Below are 17,936 nucleotides of genomic sequence, written 5' to 3' on the forward strand. Positions count from 1 at the left end.
CCACAGGACCATGGTGATGGTGCATGAACTCAGATCAGAACAAATAAGCACGCGTTTGCTTATCCTCATGTCAGTCATCATTTTGTCTGTTTTGTTAATTGCTGTTCCACAAATCATCAGTAATTATCGAGAGTATAGCCGAGCAAATCGAGCTTTAGTCAATATTCAAGCCTTGCAAGTTTTTGCTGAAACATCCAATAAAATTTCACGGGAAAGAGCGCCAACAAATAAAGCAATGTCGAGCTCGACAGCAAATTTTCCAGACAGAATAAAAGAATTGCAGGACTATCGTAAGGACGTAGATCAACAGATTAATTTAACCGTAGAGACCTTAAACAAGGCGGGGTTTACCAGTTTGGCGGATCAAGTAGATGTTCAATTAAGACATGATTTGAACATCGCCCGTAAACAAGTCGATGCTTATTTAGCCTTGCCGTTAAAAGAACGTAATTCAGTGCAAATGGATCAAGTGATTCAGGGAATGTTTCGGGCATGGGACAGTTGTAGAGCCATGTTGCAGCAATTAATTAACCATTCAAAAAAGAATAATAGCGATGTGACTGATTATGCTTCAATTGTGCTGATATTGGCTGATTTACGTGATCAATCTGGACGAGTCGCGTCCAATATCATGGCACCCCTAAGCTTTTCCGAACCATTGCCTGAATATAACAAAGCACGCTCATTACAAACGCAAGAACAGGTTAAATATTTATGGCGTTTGATGGATACCATGCAAATAGAATCCTTAAAAACCCCTGAGTATCTTTATTTATATGGTCAAGTAAAAACTCAATTTATTGACCAAGGTTTACCCATTGTAAATCGTTTGGTGCAAGAGAGTAGAAATCAGCAGCCTTATTTTTTAACGGCAAACCAACTGACAGATGCAATCGTGGATAAGTTTACCACGGTGGTAAATTTACAAAAATATCTACTTGAAACCCACGCCTTAAGTGCGCGTCATCGAATGGAATCGGAGCAACGTCAATTTTTTATCACTTTATTTATTTCTCTTTTGTCATTGTCGGTAGCAGTTTTTACGATGTTATATACACGTAAAAAGTTATTTGAACCCTTGATATATGCAAGAAATATGATCTTAGAGTTATCACAAGTTCAAGAGCGTGATTATATAGGTGCAGCTTCGATACAAACCAAAGAGGTGCATACCCTAACCGATGCATTGGATAAATTAAAAGAAATGCTCAAGCAACGCGATGCTTTTGAATTTCAATTACAAAATAGTGCCAACACCGACAGCTTAACCGGTGTTTCAAATCGACTCGCTTTAGAGGTTTATTTAAAAAATATCGCAACACAACCTGATCGCTTTCAAGAGTTGACCTTGATCATGGTGGATATTGATAATTTTAAATATGTGAATGATCGCTTTGGACATATTTTAGGTGATTCGGTTATTGTTGAAATTGCTCGATGTTTAAAAGCAAATATTGCGCAATCCGATTTAATTGTACGTTTTGGTGGTGATGAGTTTTTGATTTTAATTGATCGCATCCAATGGGATTGGGCATTACAAATTTCTGAAAGTATTTTGGCTGATGTATCACGGTTAAATTTTAATAGTTCGATGTCTAACGAACAGCTGAATGTTTCTGTCAGTATTGGCGTGGCAACAGGGGCTGAAAGTTGGGAAGCTTTGTTTAATCGGGCAGATGCATCGCTATTTAAAGCCAAAGCACAAGGTCGAAATAAAGTTGTGGGATGATCGATTGGGTATCTTGATGATGATTAACCCGTTTGAAAAAGTTGATTTATCGTCAGCATTTAATGATAAAAATACTGAATTATTTTGAAGTGACTTTAAGCAACTCAGCATACAATTGATTTAAAAATCGTTGCTGTTCGGCATTGTCTTTAAAGTAGCGTTGATAAAGCACACTACAGCTTTCCACATCAACAATATTACTTGGATTAAATGACCAATCCTCTGTATTTTTAATACTAATCCCTAGATCATCACCACAACGTTGCCACTGTTTGGAGAAGCCAGAGTTTTGATTGGGAGCAAGCTGCTTAAATTCTGCGTTAAGGCTAAAGCCGCGCATTTCTGAGTTGCTGAATTTGTTGATTGCATTGATTGGCACACCGGCCCATATAATGGTTTGTCCACTCGGCAATGAGATGCCTTTCAGTTTACTTTCATTCATTAACTGACTTTGTCTGCCTGTTTTAAAGCCCTGTTTTTCATAGGTCAAAGTTGAGCCAGCAGGAAGCTGTATTTTTTTAATTAGTAAGGGTTGGGTGGTTATAAAATAAGGATTGTCGGGTCTGCCATTACCACCCGCAATGTTTATGCTACAACTGCTGAGTAAACAGATACTTGGGACTAAAAGGCATGAGTAAAGAAGCTTCATAAGGAAAATATCCTGTGCTATGCATTGATCTTGCCTTGTTTAAATTAGAAATGCAAAATTTGCTTTAAAAAATCACAAAATTAAGCAGATGATTATTGAAATATAGGATGAAAAAAGGCTGAGAATCTGAGTTTTATAAAAATTATATGAGCTATTTAATTTCGAGCTTAGCTGATTAATCTCCTCCTAAGTCCTGTGGGATAAAGAGAGAAACTCCCCCCTTATTTAAAGGAGGGAGGGGGAAGATACAGTGAATTACTTTAACAACGGTTTTAAGAACTTCGCTGTATGTGAAACTTTAGATTTTACCACTTGTTCTGGGGTACCTTCCGCAATAATCTGACCACCACCTGCACCACCTTCAGGGCCTAAATCAATCACCCAGTCCGCCGTCTTAATCACATCGAGATTATGCTCAATCACAACAATGGTATTGCCCTTATTGCGTAGTTCATGAAGAATATCGAGCAGTTTGGCAATATCGTGGAAATGCAAACCAGTGGTTGGTTCATCCAGTACATACAAGGTTTTACCTGTATCACGCTTTGCTAGCTCACGTGCCAGTTTGACCCTTTGCGCTTCACCACCAGATAGCGTTGTTGCAGACTGACCTAAGCGGATATAGCCTAACCCGACTTGGTTTAAGGTTTCCAAACGACGGTGAATCACAGGGATTGTATCAAAGAAATGCATCGCATCTTCGACAGTCATTTCCAATACATCAGAAATATTCTTGCCTTTATAACCAACTTCCAAAGTTTCACGGTTATAACGCTGACCATGGCAGTTATCACAAGGCACGTACATATCGGGTAAGAAGTGCATGGCAACTTTGATCATACCATCCCCCTCACACACCTCACAGCGCCCGCCTTTGACGTTAAACGAGAAACGACCTGCAGCATAACCACGGGCTTTAGCTTCAGGGGTTTGCGCAAACAATTCACGAATCGGGGTAAACAAACCAGTATACGTCGCTGGGTTAGAACGTGGAGTACGCCCAATAGGACTTTGGTCAATGTCTACCACTTTATCAAGGAACTGTAAGCCATCAATCGAATCAAACTTTTCAGCAGTTAAGGTGGTTGCACCATTTAATTGTGTTGCAGCAAGTGGTAACAGGGTACGGTTAATTAAGGTTGATTTACCTGAACCCGAAACACCTGTCACACAAGTCATCACACCTAAAGGAATCGTCAAATCAACATTTTGTAAGTTATGCCCTGATGCACCCATCAGTTTAATTTGTTCTTCAGGTTTCGGTGGTTTAACCCGCTCTTTGGGCACCGCAATTTTTAACTTACCAGATAGGTATTTTCCTGTTAGAGAGTTCTCATTGGCTGCGAGTTCATCATAGGTTCCCTCGGCAATGATATGACCGCCATGCACACCAGCACCCGGACCAATATCAATAATATGGTCAGCTGCACGGATTGCATCTTCATCATGCTCAACCACTAAAACTGTATTACCTAGATCACGCAAACGAACCAGTGTTTCAAGTAAACGATCATTATCACGTTGGTGTAAACCAATGGATGGCTCATCTAAAACGTACATCACCCCCATTAGACCAGCACCAATTTGTGAGGCTAAACGGATACGTTGTGCTTCACCACCTGAGAGTGTTTCAGCAGAGCGAGACAGGCTTAAATAATTTAAACCGACTGATACAAGGAAGTGCAAACGCTCGCGAATTTCTTTAAAAATCTTATCGGCAATTTCACCTTTGGCACCTTCAAGATTTAAATCTTGATAGTAACTTTCAGCATCACCAATCGACATTTTGGTAATTTGGGCAATGGTTTTGTCTTTAACACGGACATGACGTGAAATTTCATTTAAACGTGAGCCGCCACAAGCATCACAAGCGGCATTGGATAAGTACTGCGCCAGATCATCACGGACATAATTAGATTCAGTTTCACGATAACGACGCTCTAAATGAGGCAAAATGCCTTCAAAAGGTTGTACACGATTGTGTTTACGACCACGCTCATCGATATAGCTAAGATCAACTTTTTCTTTGCCTGTACCGTAAAGAAATTTCTTTTTCGTATCAGCGTCGAGTTCATTCCAAGGGGTGTCTAAAGAAAACCCAAAATGATCTGCAACTTTCTGAATCATGCTGTAATAGTATGGACGTTGTCTGTCCCAGCCACGGATTGCACCTTGGCTAATAGAAACATCTGGATTTGGAATGAGTTTTTCAGCACTGAAATGACTACGTGTTCCTAAACCGTCGCAGACAGGACAGGCACCAAATGGATTATTGAACGAGAACAAACGTGGTTCGAGTTCAGCAACAGCACGGTCGCATTCAGGACAGGAATGTTTTGCTGAAAATACACGGTCAGGATGTTCACCACCCATCCACGATAAAATCGCAAGGTCACTGCCTAAACGTAATGCTGTTTCAAAACTTTCGGCAATTCGGTTACCTAAATCATCACGGACTTTAAAACGGTCAACCACGACTTCAATGGTATGTTTTTTCTTTTTATCGAGTTCTGGTGGTGTATCGATATCAATCACTTCACCATCCACACGCGCGCGGACAAAACCTTGACTTTGTAATTGCTCAAACAGGTTGCTGTATTCACCTTTACGCTCACGGACAACGGGCGCAAGTAGCATCAACGCTGTACCTTCTTCCAGTCCTTTCACTGCGTCGACCATTTCAGAAACAGTCTGTGCAACCATCGGCAAGTCGTGCTCTGGGCAGTAAGGTGTGCCAACGCGCGCATAGAGTAAACGTAAATAGTCGTAGATTTCAGTAATGGTTCCCACGGTTGAACGTGGGTTGTGGCTGGTTGACTTCTGTTCAATCGCAATCGCAGGGCTTAAACCTTCAATTGAATCAACTTCAGGCTTTTCCATTTGTGAAAGGAACTGACGTGCATAAGCAGATAAAGATTCGACATAACGGCGCTGACCCTCAGCATATAAGGTATCGAAAGCCAGAGATGATTTCCCTGAGCCTGAGAGTCCTGTGATGACCACAAACTTGTCACGTGGAATATCGAGTGACACATTTTTTAAATTATGGGTACGTGCGCCTCGAATACGGATATGACTTTGACTCATAAAAGCTTTCTCGAAATTATGCGAATTAAAGGGGTATATGATAGCGATTTAATTTTGTTCAAGCTGTAAAAAATAGTTTTTAAACGACAAATTGTGTCATGTAACTGACCATTTAAAACTGTGATGGAGTTTGAGTTTTTAAATAAAATAATAAGATTCATATGTTTATGATGGTTTTCAATAATTTTTAGGGTCGCATTCAGCTAATTTAAATTCAAAGCTATAATTTATTAAAAATAAGTCATTGAAGAAAAATGAGATATGCAGTCAGTTTTTTGATGCTGTGCTGATTTCTGAATACTTATTTCGATATTGCATAGGGTAGAACGAATAAACCAGATCAGCTTCAAGATTGGTCCCGTGATGCGATCAATAACCACTTATCTAAAAAAGAGAATTGTTAGACAAGGTTTCTGTGATTAACCATTGTTTTTATTATAAAATATGTGATATCTATCGCACTTGTGGAGGGCTTGAAAATGAATATACGAAAAATTATATCAGTTATTTGTTTTGCATTTTCTTGCAATGTCTTGGCTGGCGAGACTTCACAAGTTTTATTTGATCAAGTGTTAAATTTAAAACCCAATCAATTGTACGAATTAGAATTAGAAGATGTACAAGCGGGGGATCAGATTTGGACCGCGGTTTATTTGGTTGGGCGACAAAATTATCCAGGACTTACTGCAAAAGTTGATTTTGTCATGGACAATCAAGGTCTGTTAAATAAAGCCAATCCCAGTGAGCATGCTGTATACCAAGCACTGATCGCAGAAAATTTGACGCAAACTAATCAATATTCTCTCAGGCAATTCAAAGGCTTAAAGGCATTCATTGAAGATACGTCAGAACAGCTGATTACAGATCCGATATTGGAAAAAACAGATAGCATTCGTATTTATAGTCAAGTGAATGATTGGATCCCTGAATACAACACTTATGAACCCACCAAAGTGAAATTTGGAATTCAAAATCCTTTGGATTTTGACATTGTTGCGGCTTATGTTTTAGTGGGGAAAGGCGAAAAGCCTGCTGAACTCAGTGAATTAAATTTAAAAAATATTCAACCCACTTATGCCTCACCATTGCCGCCAGTACCAGCCGATTTTACCCAAGCTGAAGTGAATAAATCTGAGTCTCACTTGAGTAGAAATGAGCTAAAATTTATCTTTTTTATCCTGATGGCAATTGTTATGGGCTTGGTTACTTTTATTAACCGTGGCAAATTAAAACGCGCTTTTTAAACGCGCAACTTCTACGTCACTAAATTTCTAATATTTTAGATTTCAAATTTACACGCTTGGCGTAAACTCTTTGCACTGATCATGTGTTCGAGTAATTTTAGATGTTGTCCTTATTTTTGAAATGTATTCTGGGTGCAGCAGTGGTTTTGTTGATTTCAATTCTTTCAAAAAGTAAGGCATTTTATATTGCAGGTTTAGTCCCACTTTTTCCAACATTTGCATTGATCGCACATGTGATTGTGGCGCAGGAAAAAGGTGCTGAAGCCTTAAAGCAAACAGCTTTATTTGGGCTGTGGTCATTGATTCCGTATTTCATTTATTTGCTCACGGTCTATTTACTGGCAACTAAACTTTCGATGTGGTCTTGTTTAGGGATTGCAACGTTATGCTGGATTGTGGCTGCTGCAGTTTTGATTTATGCATGGCAATTGTTTCAGAATGGATCGGTTTTATGATTTATTGAATCAATAAAAAGAGTTGCAATGAATACTTTTGAGTTGATTGTAAAGTTAATGAGCCTTTGATCAAGGCTCATTTTTAAGAATATATTTTAATAATCAGCTGTTTAAACAATAAATTGTTTTGGGCTTTCTAGGTTCTTAATGGCATTGTAAATTTGATCTGCATGATTACACACAATCAGTTTTGCCCGATGTTGAGGCGGTAAAAAACCTTCAAAAACAGCATGGTCTAATTGCGCAATCAAATGGTCATAGAAACCATTGACGTTATATAACATCATCGGTTTTTGATGTTGATTCAATTGTCCCCATGTCGCGACTTCTAGAATTTCTTCAAAGGTACCAAAGCCACCTGGCAGTGCGACAAAAGCACTTGCACGTTCAGCCATCATTGCTTTACGTTCATGCATGTTTTGCACAATATGTAATTCTGTTAATTGATTATGGGCAATTTCATAATCCAACATGAACTCAGGAATAACACCAACAACATCACCACCATGTTCAGTGACCGTATCTGCAACTTGGCCCATTAAGCCAATACTTGCACCCCCATAGACAATCCCAAAACCTTGTTCTGCGATGCCTTGGGCAAGCTGGATGGCTTTTTCTCGATAGGTGGGGTTATTTCCAGGTCGGGAGCCACAATAGAGTGCAATTAAACATTGTGTGGCTTTATGTTGTTGTTGATCTAATTCGAAAGGTTTATTCATCATTACAGGCAATACACTATTCATAATTTATTTTTTCACCTTAACTTATCATGTTCTTATACATTTCTACTACTTTAAGTAAGAAATGTGACAAAAACATGTTGTGTTATCGGCGCTTTTGCAATGATTTGTATCGCTTTGATTTTGTATTTAATTTTAGGTAAATCAGTAAAAATCCTGATAAATTAGATGAAATTTCTGTCTGGATTGCCTATAATTAACGCTTATTTATCAACAAATGAATCATCATGGGTAGTGGTTGTAGTCGCTCCGAAAATGCACAATCTTTAGACAAAATAATAGTTCAAAATACACTAAAGTTTTCTTCTCAATTCCGAAATTTACAGTTCTCACATGCTGAAAATAGCTATTGCACATTTTCAATGGAGCAAGATCAATGATACTTGAGTGGATGTCTGATCCTTCTGCATGGGTTGGTCTTGCAACTTTAGTTGTTTTAGAAATCGTTTTGGGTATTGATAACCTTGTATTTATTGCAATTTTGGCAGAAAAACTTCCGCCTGAACAACGTGATAAAGCAAGGATTATTGGGCTTTTACTTGCTCTCTGTATGCGTATGGTGTTACTGGCATCTATTGCATGGGTGGTGACATTAACTGAGCCATTATTCCATCTCTTTGAGCATGCTTTTTCTGGGCGTGATCTGATCCTGCTGTTTGGTGGTGTGTTCTTATTGTTTAAAGGCACAATGGAACTACATGAGCGCCTTGAAGGTGGTCAGGATCTTAAAGAAGAAAATCCTGTACATGCTGTATTTTGGATGGTCATTGTTCAAATTGTTGTTTTAGATGCAGTATTCTCCCTCGATAGTGTGATCACCGCTGTGGGAATGGTGAAAGAACTTTCAGTGATGATGATTGCTGTGGTGATTGCTGTAGCTATTATGCTGTGGGCATCAAAAGCCTTGATGGACTTTGTCAATAAGCACCCGACAGTAGTGATTCTATGTCTTGGCTTTTTGATGATGATTGGTTTCTCATTGATCGTCGAAGGTTTTGGTTATCACATTCCAAAAGGTTACTTATATGCAGCGATTGGTTTCTCGGTACTGATCGAGTTTATGAACCAAACCATGCGTAAAAACCAAGAGAAAATGGTGACAACGACCGACTTACGTTTCCGTACAGCTTCAGCAGTATTGAAAATGTTAGGTGGGAAAAGTGCCGATAGTCAAAATGGTAAAGCGGATGATGTGATTGCAACACAAGCACTGGCAGATGAAATTTTTGATGATGAAAATGGTGCTTACCATAGTGTTATGGTTCAAGGGGTCTTGGGGCTATCAGAACGTCCTGTAAAATCGGTCATGACACCGCGCCCTGAATTAGAATGGTTAGATTTGGATGAAGACGAATTCAGCATTAAAGAAAATTTGATGGCAATGTCGCATTCACGTTTAATTTTGGCACATGGTGAATTGGATAATATTGCGGGTATTGTTTTAACCCATAAAGTTTTAAATGATTATATCGAAACGGGTGTTTTAAATTTTGAAAAGCACTTACGTGAGCCTGTGATTGTGCACGAAAATGCGCAAGTGTTGATGGTGATGGAACAACTTCGTCAGGCACCTTTACAAATGGCGATTGTATTAAATGAATATGGGTCGATTGAAGGGATTGCAACACCGATTGATGTACTTGAAGCAATCGCAGGCGAGTTCCCTGATGAAGATGAACTAGAAGCTGCTGCGGAAAGTCTTGAAGATGGTTCGTTGATCCTTGAAGGTTCAACTGATATTCGTCATGTTTCTTTGCTGTTGGGTCGTGATTTAGTCGATGAATCGGAACAATACTCAACCCTTTCAGGTTATATCTTGTTCCATCTCGGGCGTTTGCCTGAAAATGGTCAGAAACTTCAAGTCGATGGTTATGAGTTTGAAGTGGTAACGATGGATGGACATAAGATTGAGAAGGTGCATATTATGGCATTAACAAAATCTAAAGATGCTGAGTCCTAATGGATTTGTTGTAATGAAGCCAGTCGAAAGACTGGCTTCTTTTTATTTTATTGTTGAAAATAATGATTTAAAACTGATGGTTAAAATGATGGCTGGATAACATCATTCATATAGAAAGAATAGGTTCGACTTCCAGCTGGGTTGGATTATCATTGAACCTATTCAGATTTTGAGTATTTTCATGTCCAATCTATCCTGCCCATGTGGTTCAGCGCTTTATACTGAATGTTGTCAGCCGCTACATTTGGGGAAGAACAAAGCCAAGACAGCAGAACAGTTGATGCGTTCGCGTTATAGTGCTTTTACCAAACATGAGATTGATTATATTGTTCAGACCACTGCGCTTGGACAGCAGCAAGCTTTGGATGTTAAAGCGATTTCAGATTGGAGCAAAGCCAATCAATGGCTCAGTCTTGAAGTGGTGCAAGCCCAAGAAAAGCTCGATAAAAACCATGCTCAAGTTGAATTTAAAGCACATTTTCATGATGGTCAGCAGGCTCAAATACACCATGAAGTTTCACACTTTGTCCAGCATGCTGGTATATGGTATTTCCTAGATCCAACCACAGATCAGCCAATCACCATGAAACAGCCGTGTATTTGTGGATCCACCAAAAAATTTAAGCAATGTTGCGCACAATTTTTATAACTTTTAGTTCATTTTTGACTTAAAATAGCGCGCATCTTTTCCCATCAGTGGATGAAGGGCAATGTTACTGACGATTATTTATATTATAGCCATTACAGCAGAAGCCATGACTGGAGCATTGTCCGCAGGACGACGCAGTATGGATTGGTTTGGGGTGATACTGATTGCCTGTGTCACTGCACTCGGTGGTGGTTCTGTGCGAGATGTTTTACTTGGACATTATCCACTGACTTGGGTGAAACATCCTGAATACCTTGTTCTGACATGCTGTGCTGCCTTTGTCACCATTATTATTGCCAAATGGATGAAGCATTTACATTCAATTTTCTTATTGTTGGATGCTTTAGGCTTAATTGGTTTTACCATTATTGGCTGTCAAATTGCCTTGCAAATGGGACATGGTTTTGTGGTTTCCGCCGTTGCTGGGGTGTTAACAGGGGTATCTGGTGGTATTCTACGAGATATTCTGTGTAATGATGTTCCGTTGGTATTTCGTCGTGAACTGTATGCGTCGATTTCCTTTGTTGCAGTGATTTTCTATTGGTTCTGTATAGATTTCGGTTTATCGCTTGAAATTACCGTGGTTTCTACTTTAGTTTTTGGTTTTGCATTACGTTGTGTGGCGATTTATTTTGGTTTGGAAATGCCGAAATTTATCTATAAAGATGATGATGAACAATCGGCATCTTCTAAAGATGAGTCCTAAGGATGGATGCTTGAACAGCAGCTATTGATTGTGAATCTCTGCATTTAACTTTGAGCTTGGTATGTCATATCAGATTCATCAAAATATTAAACTTGAAAAATTTACTGACCTAGATTTTGCTGTGTATTTTGAATTGGTCAAAAATATTAAAGTCATGCAAATGATTACCGAGCGAGCATTAACGCTTGAGGAAGCGCATACCGAATTTGCCAAGATTTTATCCAAGAATGCCTATGATGTGGCATTGGGAAATTATAAAATTCTTGATACTCAAACAAATGACTTTATCGGTTTAGCTAAACTCGAGTTGGATCAGCCAACAGCAACAACTGCGGAGTTGGGCTATATGCTTTTACCCGAATATTGGGGGAAAGGCATTGCCAGTCAAGTTGTTACATTTTTAATTGAGCATGCAAAAAAACAAGCATATTTAAAGGATCTCATGGCTATCATTGATCCCGAAAATATACCTTCAAGAAAAATATTGATAAACAATGGTTTCCATTCTAAAGAGTTTAAAGATTTTGACGGACTAGCAGGAGAAATTCTGCTGTTCAGTCTTTAAAATTAAACAGCGAGCCAAAGTTGTTTCTGCTTTTACATATTTGTTGAGTGCATTATGGATTTAGTATCACGTGTACAACGCTTACCCATAGGTAAATTTCACTATACCTTACTCTGGGTGATTGGACTGGGCTGGATGTTTGATGCCATGGATACAGGACTGATCTCCTTTATTCTCACCAAAATGGCAGAAGAATGGCAAATGACCCCTACTGAAAAAGGCTGGGTAGTCTCCATTGGCTTTGTGGGTATGGCAATTGGTGCTGTATTTTCAGGTGGTTTGGCTGATCGAATTGGTCGTAGAACAGTCTTTGCGATTACTTTGGTGACCTATAGCATTGCAACCGCGTTATGTGCTTTTGCACCGAATCTGACTTGGTTATTGCTGTTCCGTTTTATTGTCGGCTTAGGGTTGGGTGGGCAACTTCCTGTGGCGGTGACTTTGGTCAGCGAATATATCCCCGCTCAAGTACGTGGTCGATTTATTGTACTGTTAGAAAGTTTCTGGGGACTTGGCTGGCTTGTTGCTGCACTTATTTCTTATTTTGTAATTCCTGATTATGGTTGGCATATAGCATTTTTGATTGGTGGTTTACCTGCAATTTATGTTTTTATGATTCTCAAAAAAGTGCCTGAATCGGTTCCTTATTTGATTAACCGTGGACGAATTGAAGAAGCCCATGCACTGGTACAGAAACTAGAACGGCAGTGTGGTGTGGAAGTGATTGAAACCATTGAAGTCAAACCTGTTTCAGCAAAACAAACGATTTCATTTTCACAGCTTTGGTCAGGAGCGTTTGCCCGTCGTACTCTGATGCTGTGGTTGATTTGGTTTGGCATCGTCTATTCTTATTATGGCATTTTTACTTGGTTACCAAGTCTGCTGGTCAAGCAGGGCTATACCATTGTGCAGTCTTTTGAATATGTACTCGGGATGATTTTGGCGCAATTACCCGGTTATGTGGCTGCGGCTTGGTTGGTGGAAAAGCTTGGACGTAAAGCAACCCTCGCTGGTTTTATTGGTCTGTGTGCGCTTTCTGCTTACTTCTTTGGCCAAGCGACCTCAGTCAATATGATTATGTTGTGGGGATGCTTAATGTCGTTCTTTAATTTGGGTGCATGGGGGGTGCTATATACTTATACACCTGAACAATACCCAACCAATATTCGTGCTTTTGGCTCAGGTTGGGCATCTGCAATCGGTCGTATGGGGGGAATTGTTGCACCGTTGGTGGTGACCCATATGATGGTGGCAAGTGATGGATTTAGTTCCGTCTTTATGATGTTTACGATTGTACTTTTCGCTGTTGCCGCTGTGGTTTTGGTCTTGGGTGAAGAAACCAAAGGTAAGACCTTAGAAGAGATTGGGTTATAGTCGTTTATTGAAATATATAAAAACATAGCGCTAAAAAAATGATAACAAAGAAAAAGTATACAATGGCTGATATAGGGTTAATCTTACCTCTCAGCCATTTTAATTTCTCTAACATTAAAATTAAAAAACCAATCATTTATAGAGATATTATGCAATAGATCAGACCAGTATTGAGGGCGAAATAATGAAAAGTAAAATAGGATTAAGCTTTTGTATTGTTTATCTTTTACTTACCGCATTTTGCCTTTATATCGCATTAGATCCAATGACGGATAACAAAGGAAACTTTGTTTTCTTACAATTACCCATAGGTTTTCAAGTGTCGGCATTTAATGCAATTGGGTTAGGCCCTTTATTCGATCGGCTGTCTTGGACGCAAGCGTACAGCTTCGTAGTTCCTGTTACTTTGCTGCTTCTATATGGGATCGGATGGTTGTTGAGTTCGAGCATCCATTCTATACAAACGCGAAATGGACCACTTCAATAAGTTTCAGCATTTATAAATTTCATTTGAAATAAAGCGCATACCCCAATTTAAAAATAGCAGTTTAAATAAAAGTTGCTCATTTCTTAAAAAATGGATAATTTTACGTCATTAGAAAGATCTTAAGACGCAATTTGTCGTTGTAGGGTACACTTGCACTTGTGTAGTCAGACCCTGCGACTTAGCATAAGAACGTAGATACAAAACATTTATTTAGAACGCACTTATTTAGGATAAAAGGTTGTTATGACAAGCCTTGCGCATCATGCGACAGAAAATCGTTCCGTAGCAGAATTTACTGAACAAGCTTACCTCAACTATGCCATGTACGTGATTATGGATCGTGCATTGCCACACATTAGTGATGGTTTAAAACCTGTACAACGCCGTATCGTTTATGCGATGAGCGAATTGGGATTAAAACCAAGCGGTAAGCCGAAAAAGTCTGCACGTACAGTCGGTGATGTATTGGGTAAATACCATCCGCATGGTGACTCAGCCTGTTATGAGGCCATGGTGTTGATGGCACAGCCATTTAGTTATCGTTACCCATTTATTGAAGGGCAAGGGAACTGGGGTTCGCCTGATGATCCTAAATCATTCGCAGCCATGCGTTATACCGAAGCCAAACTTTCTCCTTATAGTGATTTGTTACTTTCTGAATTAGGTCAAGGGACCTGTGATTGGCAAGATAACTTTGATGGTTCAATGAAAGAGCCAGTCAATTTACCAGCGCGTGTACCAAATATTTTACTCAATGGTACCACTGGTATTGCAGTGGGAATGGCAACGGATATTCCGCCACACAATTTACGTGAAGTGGTTAAAGGTACGATTGCTTTAATCCGTAATCCAAACTTAACAGATGAAAAAATTGCAGAATATATTCCTGCACCTGACTTACCGACTAAAGCAGAAATTATTACACCACGTGATGAATTATTAAAAATTCAAATGACTGGGCGTGGTAGCTATCGTACCCGTGCAGTATATACCATTGAAAAAAATGAAATTATCATCACTGAACTGCCATATCAAGTTTCTGGCTCAAAAGTCATCACGCAAATTGCAGATCAAATGCAAGCCAAAAAACTGCCATTGGTCAGTGACTTACGTGATGAATCAGACCATAAAAACCCAACACGTTTGGTGATTGTATTACGTTCAAATCGTATCGATGCCGATGCAGTCATGAGTCATTTATTTGCGACAACCGATTTAGAGTCGAGTTATCGTGTCAATATGAACATGATCGGTGCTGATGGTCGTCCGCAAGTCAAATCAATCCGTCGCATTTTATTAGAATGGATTGAAATTCGTAAGAGCACTGTCACACGTCGTCTGCAATATCATTTGAATAAAATTGAAAAGCGTTTGCATATTCTCGGTGGCTTGATCATTGCGTATTTGAACATAGATGAAGTGATCAAAATTATTCGTGAAGAAGATCAGCCTAAACCCGTGTTGATGATGCGTTTCAATATTGATGAAGTTCAGGCAGAAGCAATTTTAGAGCTTAAGTTACGCCATTTGGCAAAACTTGAAGAAATGGAAATGCGCCGTGAGCAAGAAGAACTTGAGGCCAGAGCAGCAGTGATTCGTGAACAACTTGCAAATCCAGAGTCATTAAAATCTTTGATTATCGAAGAACTTAAAGATGATGCGAAGAAGTTTGGTGATGATCGTCGTTCACCGGTTGTGCAACGTGAAGAATCACAGGCCATTAGTGAACAAGATTTAATGCCTGCTGAAGCGGTAACGGTGATCCTTTCTGAGGCGGGTTGGGCTCGTGCAGCCAAAGGTCATGATATTGATGTTGAAAAATTAAATTTCCGTGCCGGTGACCAGTACTTAAGTTCAGCACAAGGTAAGTCGAATCAGAAAGTATATATTTTAGATGAAACTGGACGAAGTTATGCTTTGGCCATCAATAGTTTGCCATCGGCGCGTGGTTTAGGAGAACCGTTGAGTTCAAAACTTTCTCCAGCCAATGGTGTGGGCTTTATGCAAGTCCTGATTGAAGATGAAGAAAAAGAAATAGTTGCTGTAAGTTCAAAAGGTTATGGCTTTAAATCGCAAGCTAAACAATTGGATACCAATGCCAAAGCAGGTAAAACATTCCTGACTGTTGCTGAAAATGCGACAGCAATGCCAATCGAAGTCGTTGAAAATCATACTCATTTGGCTATACTCAGCTCAGCAGGACGCCTACTTTTAATTGAATTATCTGACTTGCCAACGCTCAATAAAGGTAAAGGAAATAAGTTGATACAACTTGAAACTAATGAGTCTGTTCAGTTTATGTTAACTTTGAATTTAGATGAAGTAATACAAGTGCTTGCAGGGCAGCAACAATTAAAATTAAAAGGGGAAGATTTACAGAAATATATCGGTAAACGCGCATCAAAAGGTCAGTTGTTGCCGCGCGGATATCAAAAAGCAAATAAACTGTTGATTCAAAGATAAAACTAGCATCCTTGGATTGAAATACGTTATATATGCAAAGTGTTCGTGAAAATGGATGCAATATTGAGCACAAAGAAGCCAAAAAATTATGTTCAATATTGAGAAAAACAGTTTAAAACTAAGGATTACTGATTGGAGATTATGGCATTATGGAAAAAGTTTGGTTCGCTGAATATCAAAAAACTGGGATTCCAGAAACAGTAGAATTGCCACAGGAAAATAGCTCTCTTATTGATATTTTTGAGCGTAATTTCCAAAAATTTGGTTCACGTGATGCCTTTATCTTCATGGATAAAGTGATGTCATTCAGTGATCTTGAATTGGCAAGCCGTAAATTTGCAACTTATTTGCAAAGTTTAGGTTTGGCAAAAGGTTCACGTGTTGCAGTGATGATGCCTAACGTCCTTCAGTATCCAGTTGTCGCTTTAGGTGTACTCCGTGCAGGTTTGGTACTTGTGAATGTGAATCCACTTTATACAGCACGTGAATTAGAACACCAACTTAATGATTCAGGCGCTGAAGCGTTGGTCATTGTTGAAAACTTTGCGACTGTTTATCAAGCGATTATTGGTAAAACACCAGTAAAACATGTTGTCATTGCTTCAGTTGGCGATATGTTAGGTACCTTAAAAGGTACTTTGGTAAATTTTGTTTTACGTAAAGTGCGTAAACAAATTCCAGATTGGAATATTCCAGGACATACTAAGTTTAATGCCGCATTGGCAAAAGTAAGTCCAAGTAATTATAAACGTCCAACTATGACACTCAGTGATACTGCTGTACTTCAGTACACAGGCGGTACTACGGGTGTTTCAAAAGGAGCGGAACTTACCCACCGTAACTTAGTTGCAAACTTGTTGCAATGTGACGGTATTTTCCAAAGTAAATTTGGCCAAGGTGATGGCGCTAAAGATGATCGTATCTTCTGTGCTTTACCGCTTTATCACATCTTCGCATTTATGGTTTGTGCGATGTATGGTATGTATAAAGGTCAAGCAAATATTCTGATTCCAAATCCACGTGATTTACCTGCAGTGATTAAAGAATTACGTAAATACCAACCAGGTTTCTTCCCTGCGGTAAATACCTTGTTTAATGCGCTGGTGCATAATGAAGAATTTAGACAGCTCGACTTTAGTAAGTTAAAAATGGCGATGGGCGGTGGTATGGCTGTGTTACCGTCAACTGCTGAAGAATGGAAAAAAGTTACAGGAACCATCATTATTGAAGGTTATGGTTTATCTGAAACTTCTCCAGTCGCAACTGCAAACCCACCTGCAACGACTGAGTTTAGTGGCACAATTGGTATTCCTTTACCACTGACGGATGTTGCGATCTTAGATGATGATGGCAATCATTTGTCACAAGGCGAGCAGGGTGAAATCTCAATTCGTGGTCCTCAAGTCATGAAAGGCTATTGGAATCGTCCAGATGAAACTGCAAAAGTCATGACAGCTGACGGTTATTTCCGTACAGGTGATATTGGGATCATGGATACCCGTGGTTATTTCAAAATTGTCGATCGTAAGAAAGACATGATTTTAGTATCTGGTTTCAACGTCTATCCTTCTGAAATTGAAGAAGTGATTGCGCAACATCCTAAAGTGCTTGAAGTGGCTGCAATTGGCGTACCTGATGAAAAATCTGGTGAAGTGCCAAAACTATTTGTAGTGAAAAAAGATCCATCTTTAACCACTGAAGAAGTTCTTGAATATGCAAAAGAAAACCTAACCGGTTATAAACGTCCGCGTTATGTTGAGTTTATGGATGATTTACCAAAATCAAATGTAGGTAAAATCCTACGTAAAGATTTACGTAAATAATTGAA

Annotated in this window: 13 protein-coding genes; 10 read left to right on the forward strand and 3 right to left on the reverse strand. The window is 39.2% G+C overall.

All coding sequences use genetic code 11. The annotated features are described in order from the left end of the window. Nucleotides 1–16 precede the first annotated feature (16 nt). On the forward strand, nt 17–1,729 hold the full coding sequence (locus tag F981_RS20280; RefSeq protein WP_004725238.1) for a GGDEF domain-containing protein: 1,713 nt from the start codon (nt 17–19) through the stop codon (nt 1,727–1,729). A 79-nt stretch (nt 1,730–1,808) separates the two neighbouring features. On the opposite strand, the gene F981_RS20285 is transcribed toward F981_RS20280, so the two are convergent. Together F981_RS20285 and uvrA are read right to left on the reverse strand one after the other, a co-directional pair. Further along, nucleotides 1,809–2,378 carry a hypothetical protein gene (locus F981_RS20285; RefSeq protein WP_004725240.1) on the reverse strand — a complete coding sequence of 190 codons (570 nt, stop codon included), beginning with the start codon at nt 2,376–2,378 and terminating at the stop codon, nt 1,809–1,811. Between the two features lie 255 nt (nt 2,379–2,633). Continuing rightward, a complete protein-coding gene (gene uvrA, locus F981_RS20290) occupies nt 2,634–5,465 on the reverse strand; it encodes an excinuclease ABC subunit UvrA (RefSeq protein WP_004725241.1) in 2,832 nt (943 codons plus the stop codon). 479 nt (nt 5,466–5,944) lie between these two features. Between uvrA and F981_RS20295 the strand changes: the two genes are divergently transcribed. Further along, nucleotides 5,945–6,709, forward strand: coding sequence for a hypothetical protein (locus tag F981_RS20295; protein ID WP_004725243.1), 765 nt, complete (start codon nt 5,945–5,947; stop codon nt 6,707–6,709). A gap of 101 nt (nt 6,710–6,810) precedes the next feature. Continuing rightward, complete coding sequence (locus F981_RS20300; protein ID WP_004725245.1) at nt 6,811–7,164, forward strand: GlpM family protein; 354 nt, start codon at nt 6,811–6,813, stop codon at nt 7,162–7,164. 110 nt (nt 7,165–7,274) lie between these two features. On the opposite strand, the gene F981_RS20305 is transcribed toward F981_RS20300, so the two are convergent. Beyond that, nucleotides 7,275–7,907, reverse strand: a complete 633-nt coding sequence (locus tag F981_RS20305) for an LOG family protein (RefSeq protein WP_004725247.1) — start codon at nt 7,905–7,907, stop codon at nt 7,275–7,277. Between the two features lie 373 nt (nt 7,908–8,280). Between F981_RS20305 and F981_RS20310 the strand changes: the two genes are divergently transcribed. The 7 genes from F981_RS20310 (at nt 8,281) to F981_RS20345 (ending at nt 17,931) form a co-directional block, all read left to right on the forward strand. Further along, on the forward strand, nt 8,281–9,864 hold the full coding sequence (locus tag F981_RS20310) for a TerC family protein (protein WP_004725249.1): 1,584 nt from the start codon (nt 8,281–8,283) through the stop codon (nt 9,862–9,864). Nucleotides 9,865–10,045: 181 nt separating this feature from the next. Then, nucleotides 10,046–10,513, forward strand: a complete 468-nt coding sequence (locus tag F981_RS20315) for a YchJ family protein (RefSeq protein ID WP_004725251.1) — start codon at nt 10,046–10,048, stop codon at nt 10,511–10,513. A gap of 61 nt (nt 10,514–10,574) precedes the next feature. Continuing rightward, nucleotides 10,575–11,219, forward strand: a complete 645-nt coding sequence (locus F981_RS20320) for a trimeric intracellular cation channel family protein (RefSeq protein WP_004725253.1) — start codon at nt 10,575–10,577, stop codon at nt 11,217–11,219. A 61-nt stretch (nt 11,220–11,280) separates the two neighbouring features. Continuing rightward, complete coding sequence (locus tag F981_RS20325; protein ID WP_004725254.1) at nt 11,281–11,784, forward strand: GNAT family N-acetyltransferase; 504 nt, start codon at nt 11,281–11,283, stop codon at nt 11,782–11,784. 54 nt (nt 11,785–11,838) lie between these two features. Beyond that, complete coding sequence (gene niaP / locus F981_RS20330; protein WP_004725257.1) at nt 11,839–13,158, forward strand: niacin transporter NiaP; 1,320 nt, start codon at nt 11,839–11,841, stop codon at nt 13,156–13,158. Nucleotides 13,159–13,888: 730 nt separating this feature from the next. Then, complete coding sequence (gene parC / locus F981_RS20340) at nt 13,889–16,108, forward strand: DNA topoisomerase IV subunit A (RefSeq protein WP_004725262.1); 2,220 nt, start codon at nt 13,889–13,891, stop codon at nt 16,106–16,108. Between the two features lie 149 nt (nt 16,109–16,257). Further along, on the forward strand, nt 16,258–17,931 hold the full coding sequence (locus F981_RS20345; RefSeq protein WP_004725264.1) for a long-chain-fatty-acid--CoA ligase: 1,674 nt from the start codon (nt 16,258–16,260) through the stop codon (nt 17,929–17,931). Nucleotides 17,932–17,936 lie beyond the last annotated feature (5 nt).

The organism is Acinetobacter guillouiae CIP 63.46, from assembly GCF_000368145.1.
GTDB lineage: Bacteria > Pseudomonadota > Gammaproteobacteria > Pseudomonadales > Moraxellaceae > Acinetobacter > Acinetobacter guillouiae.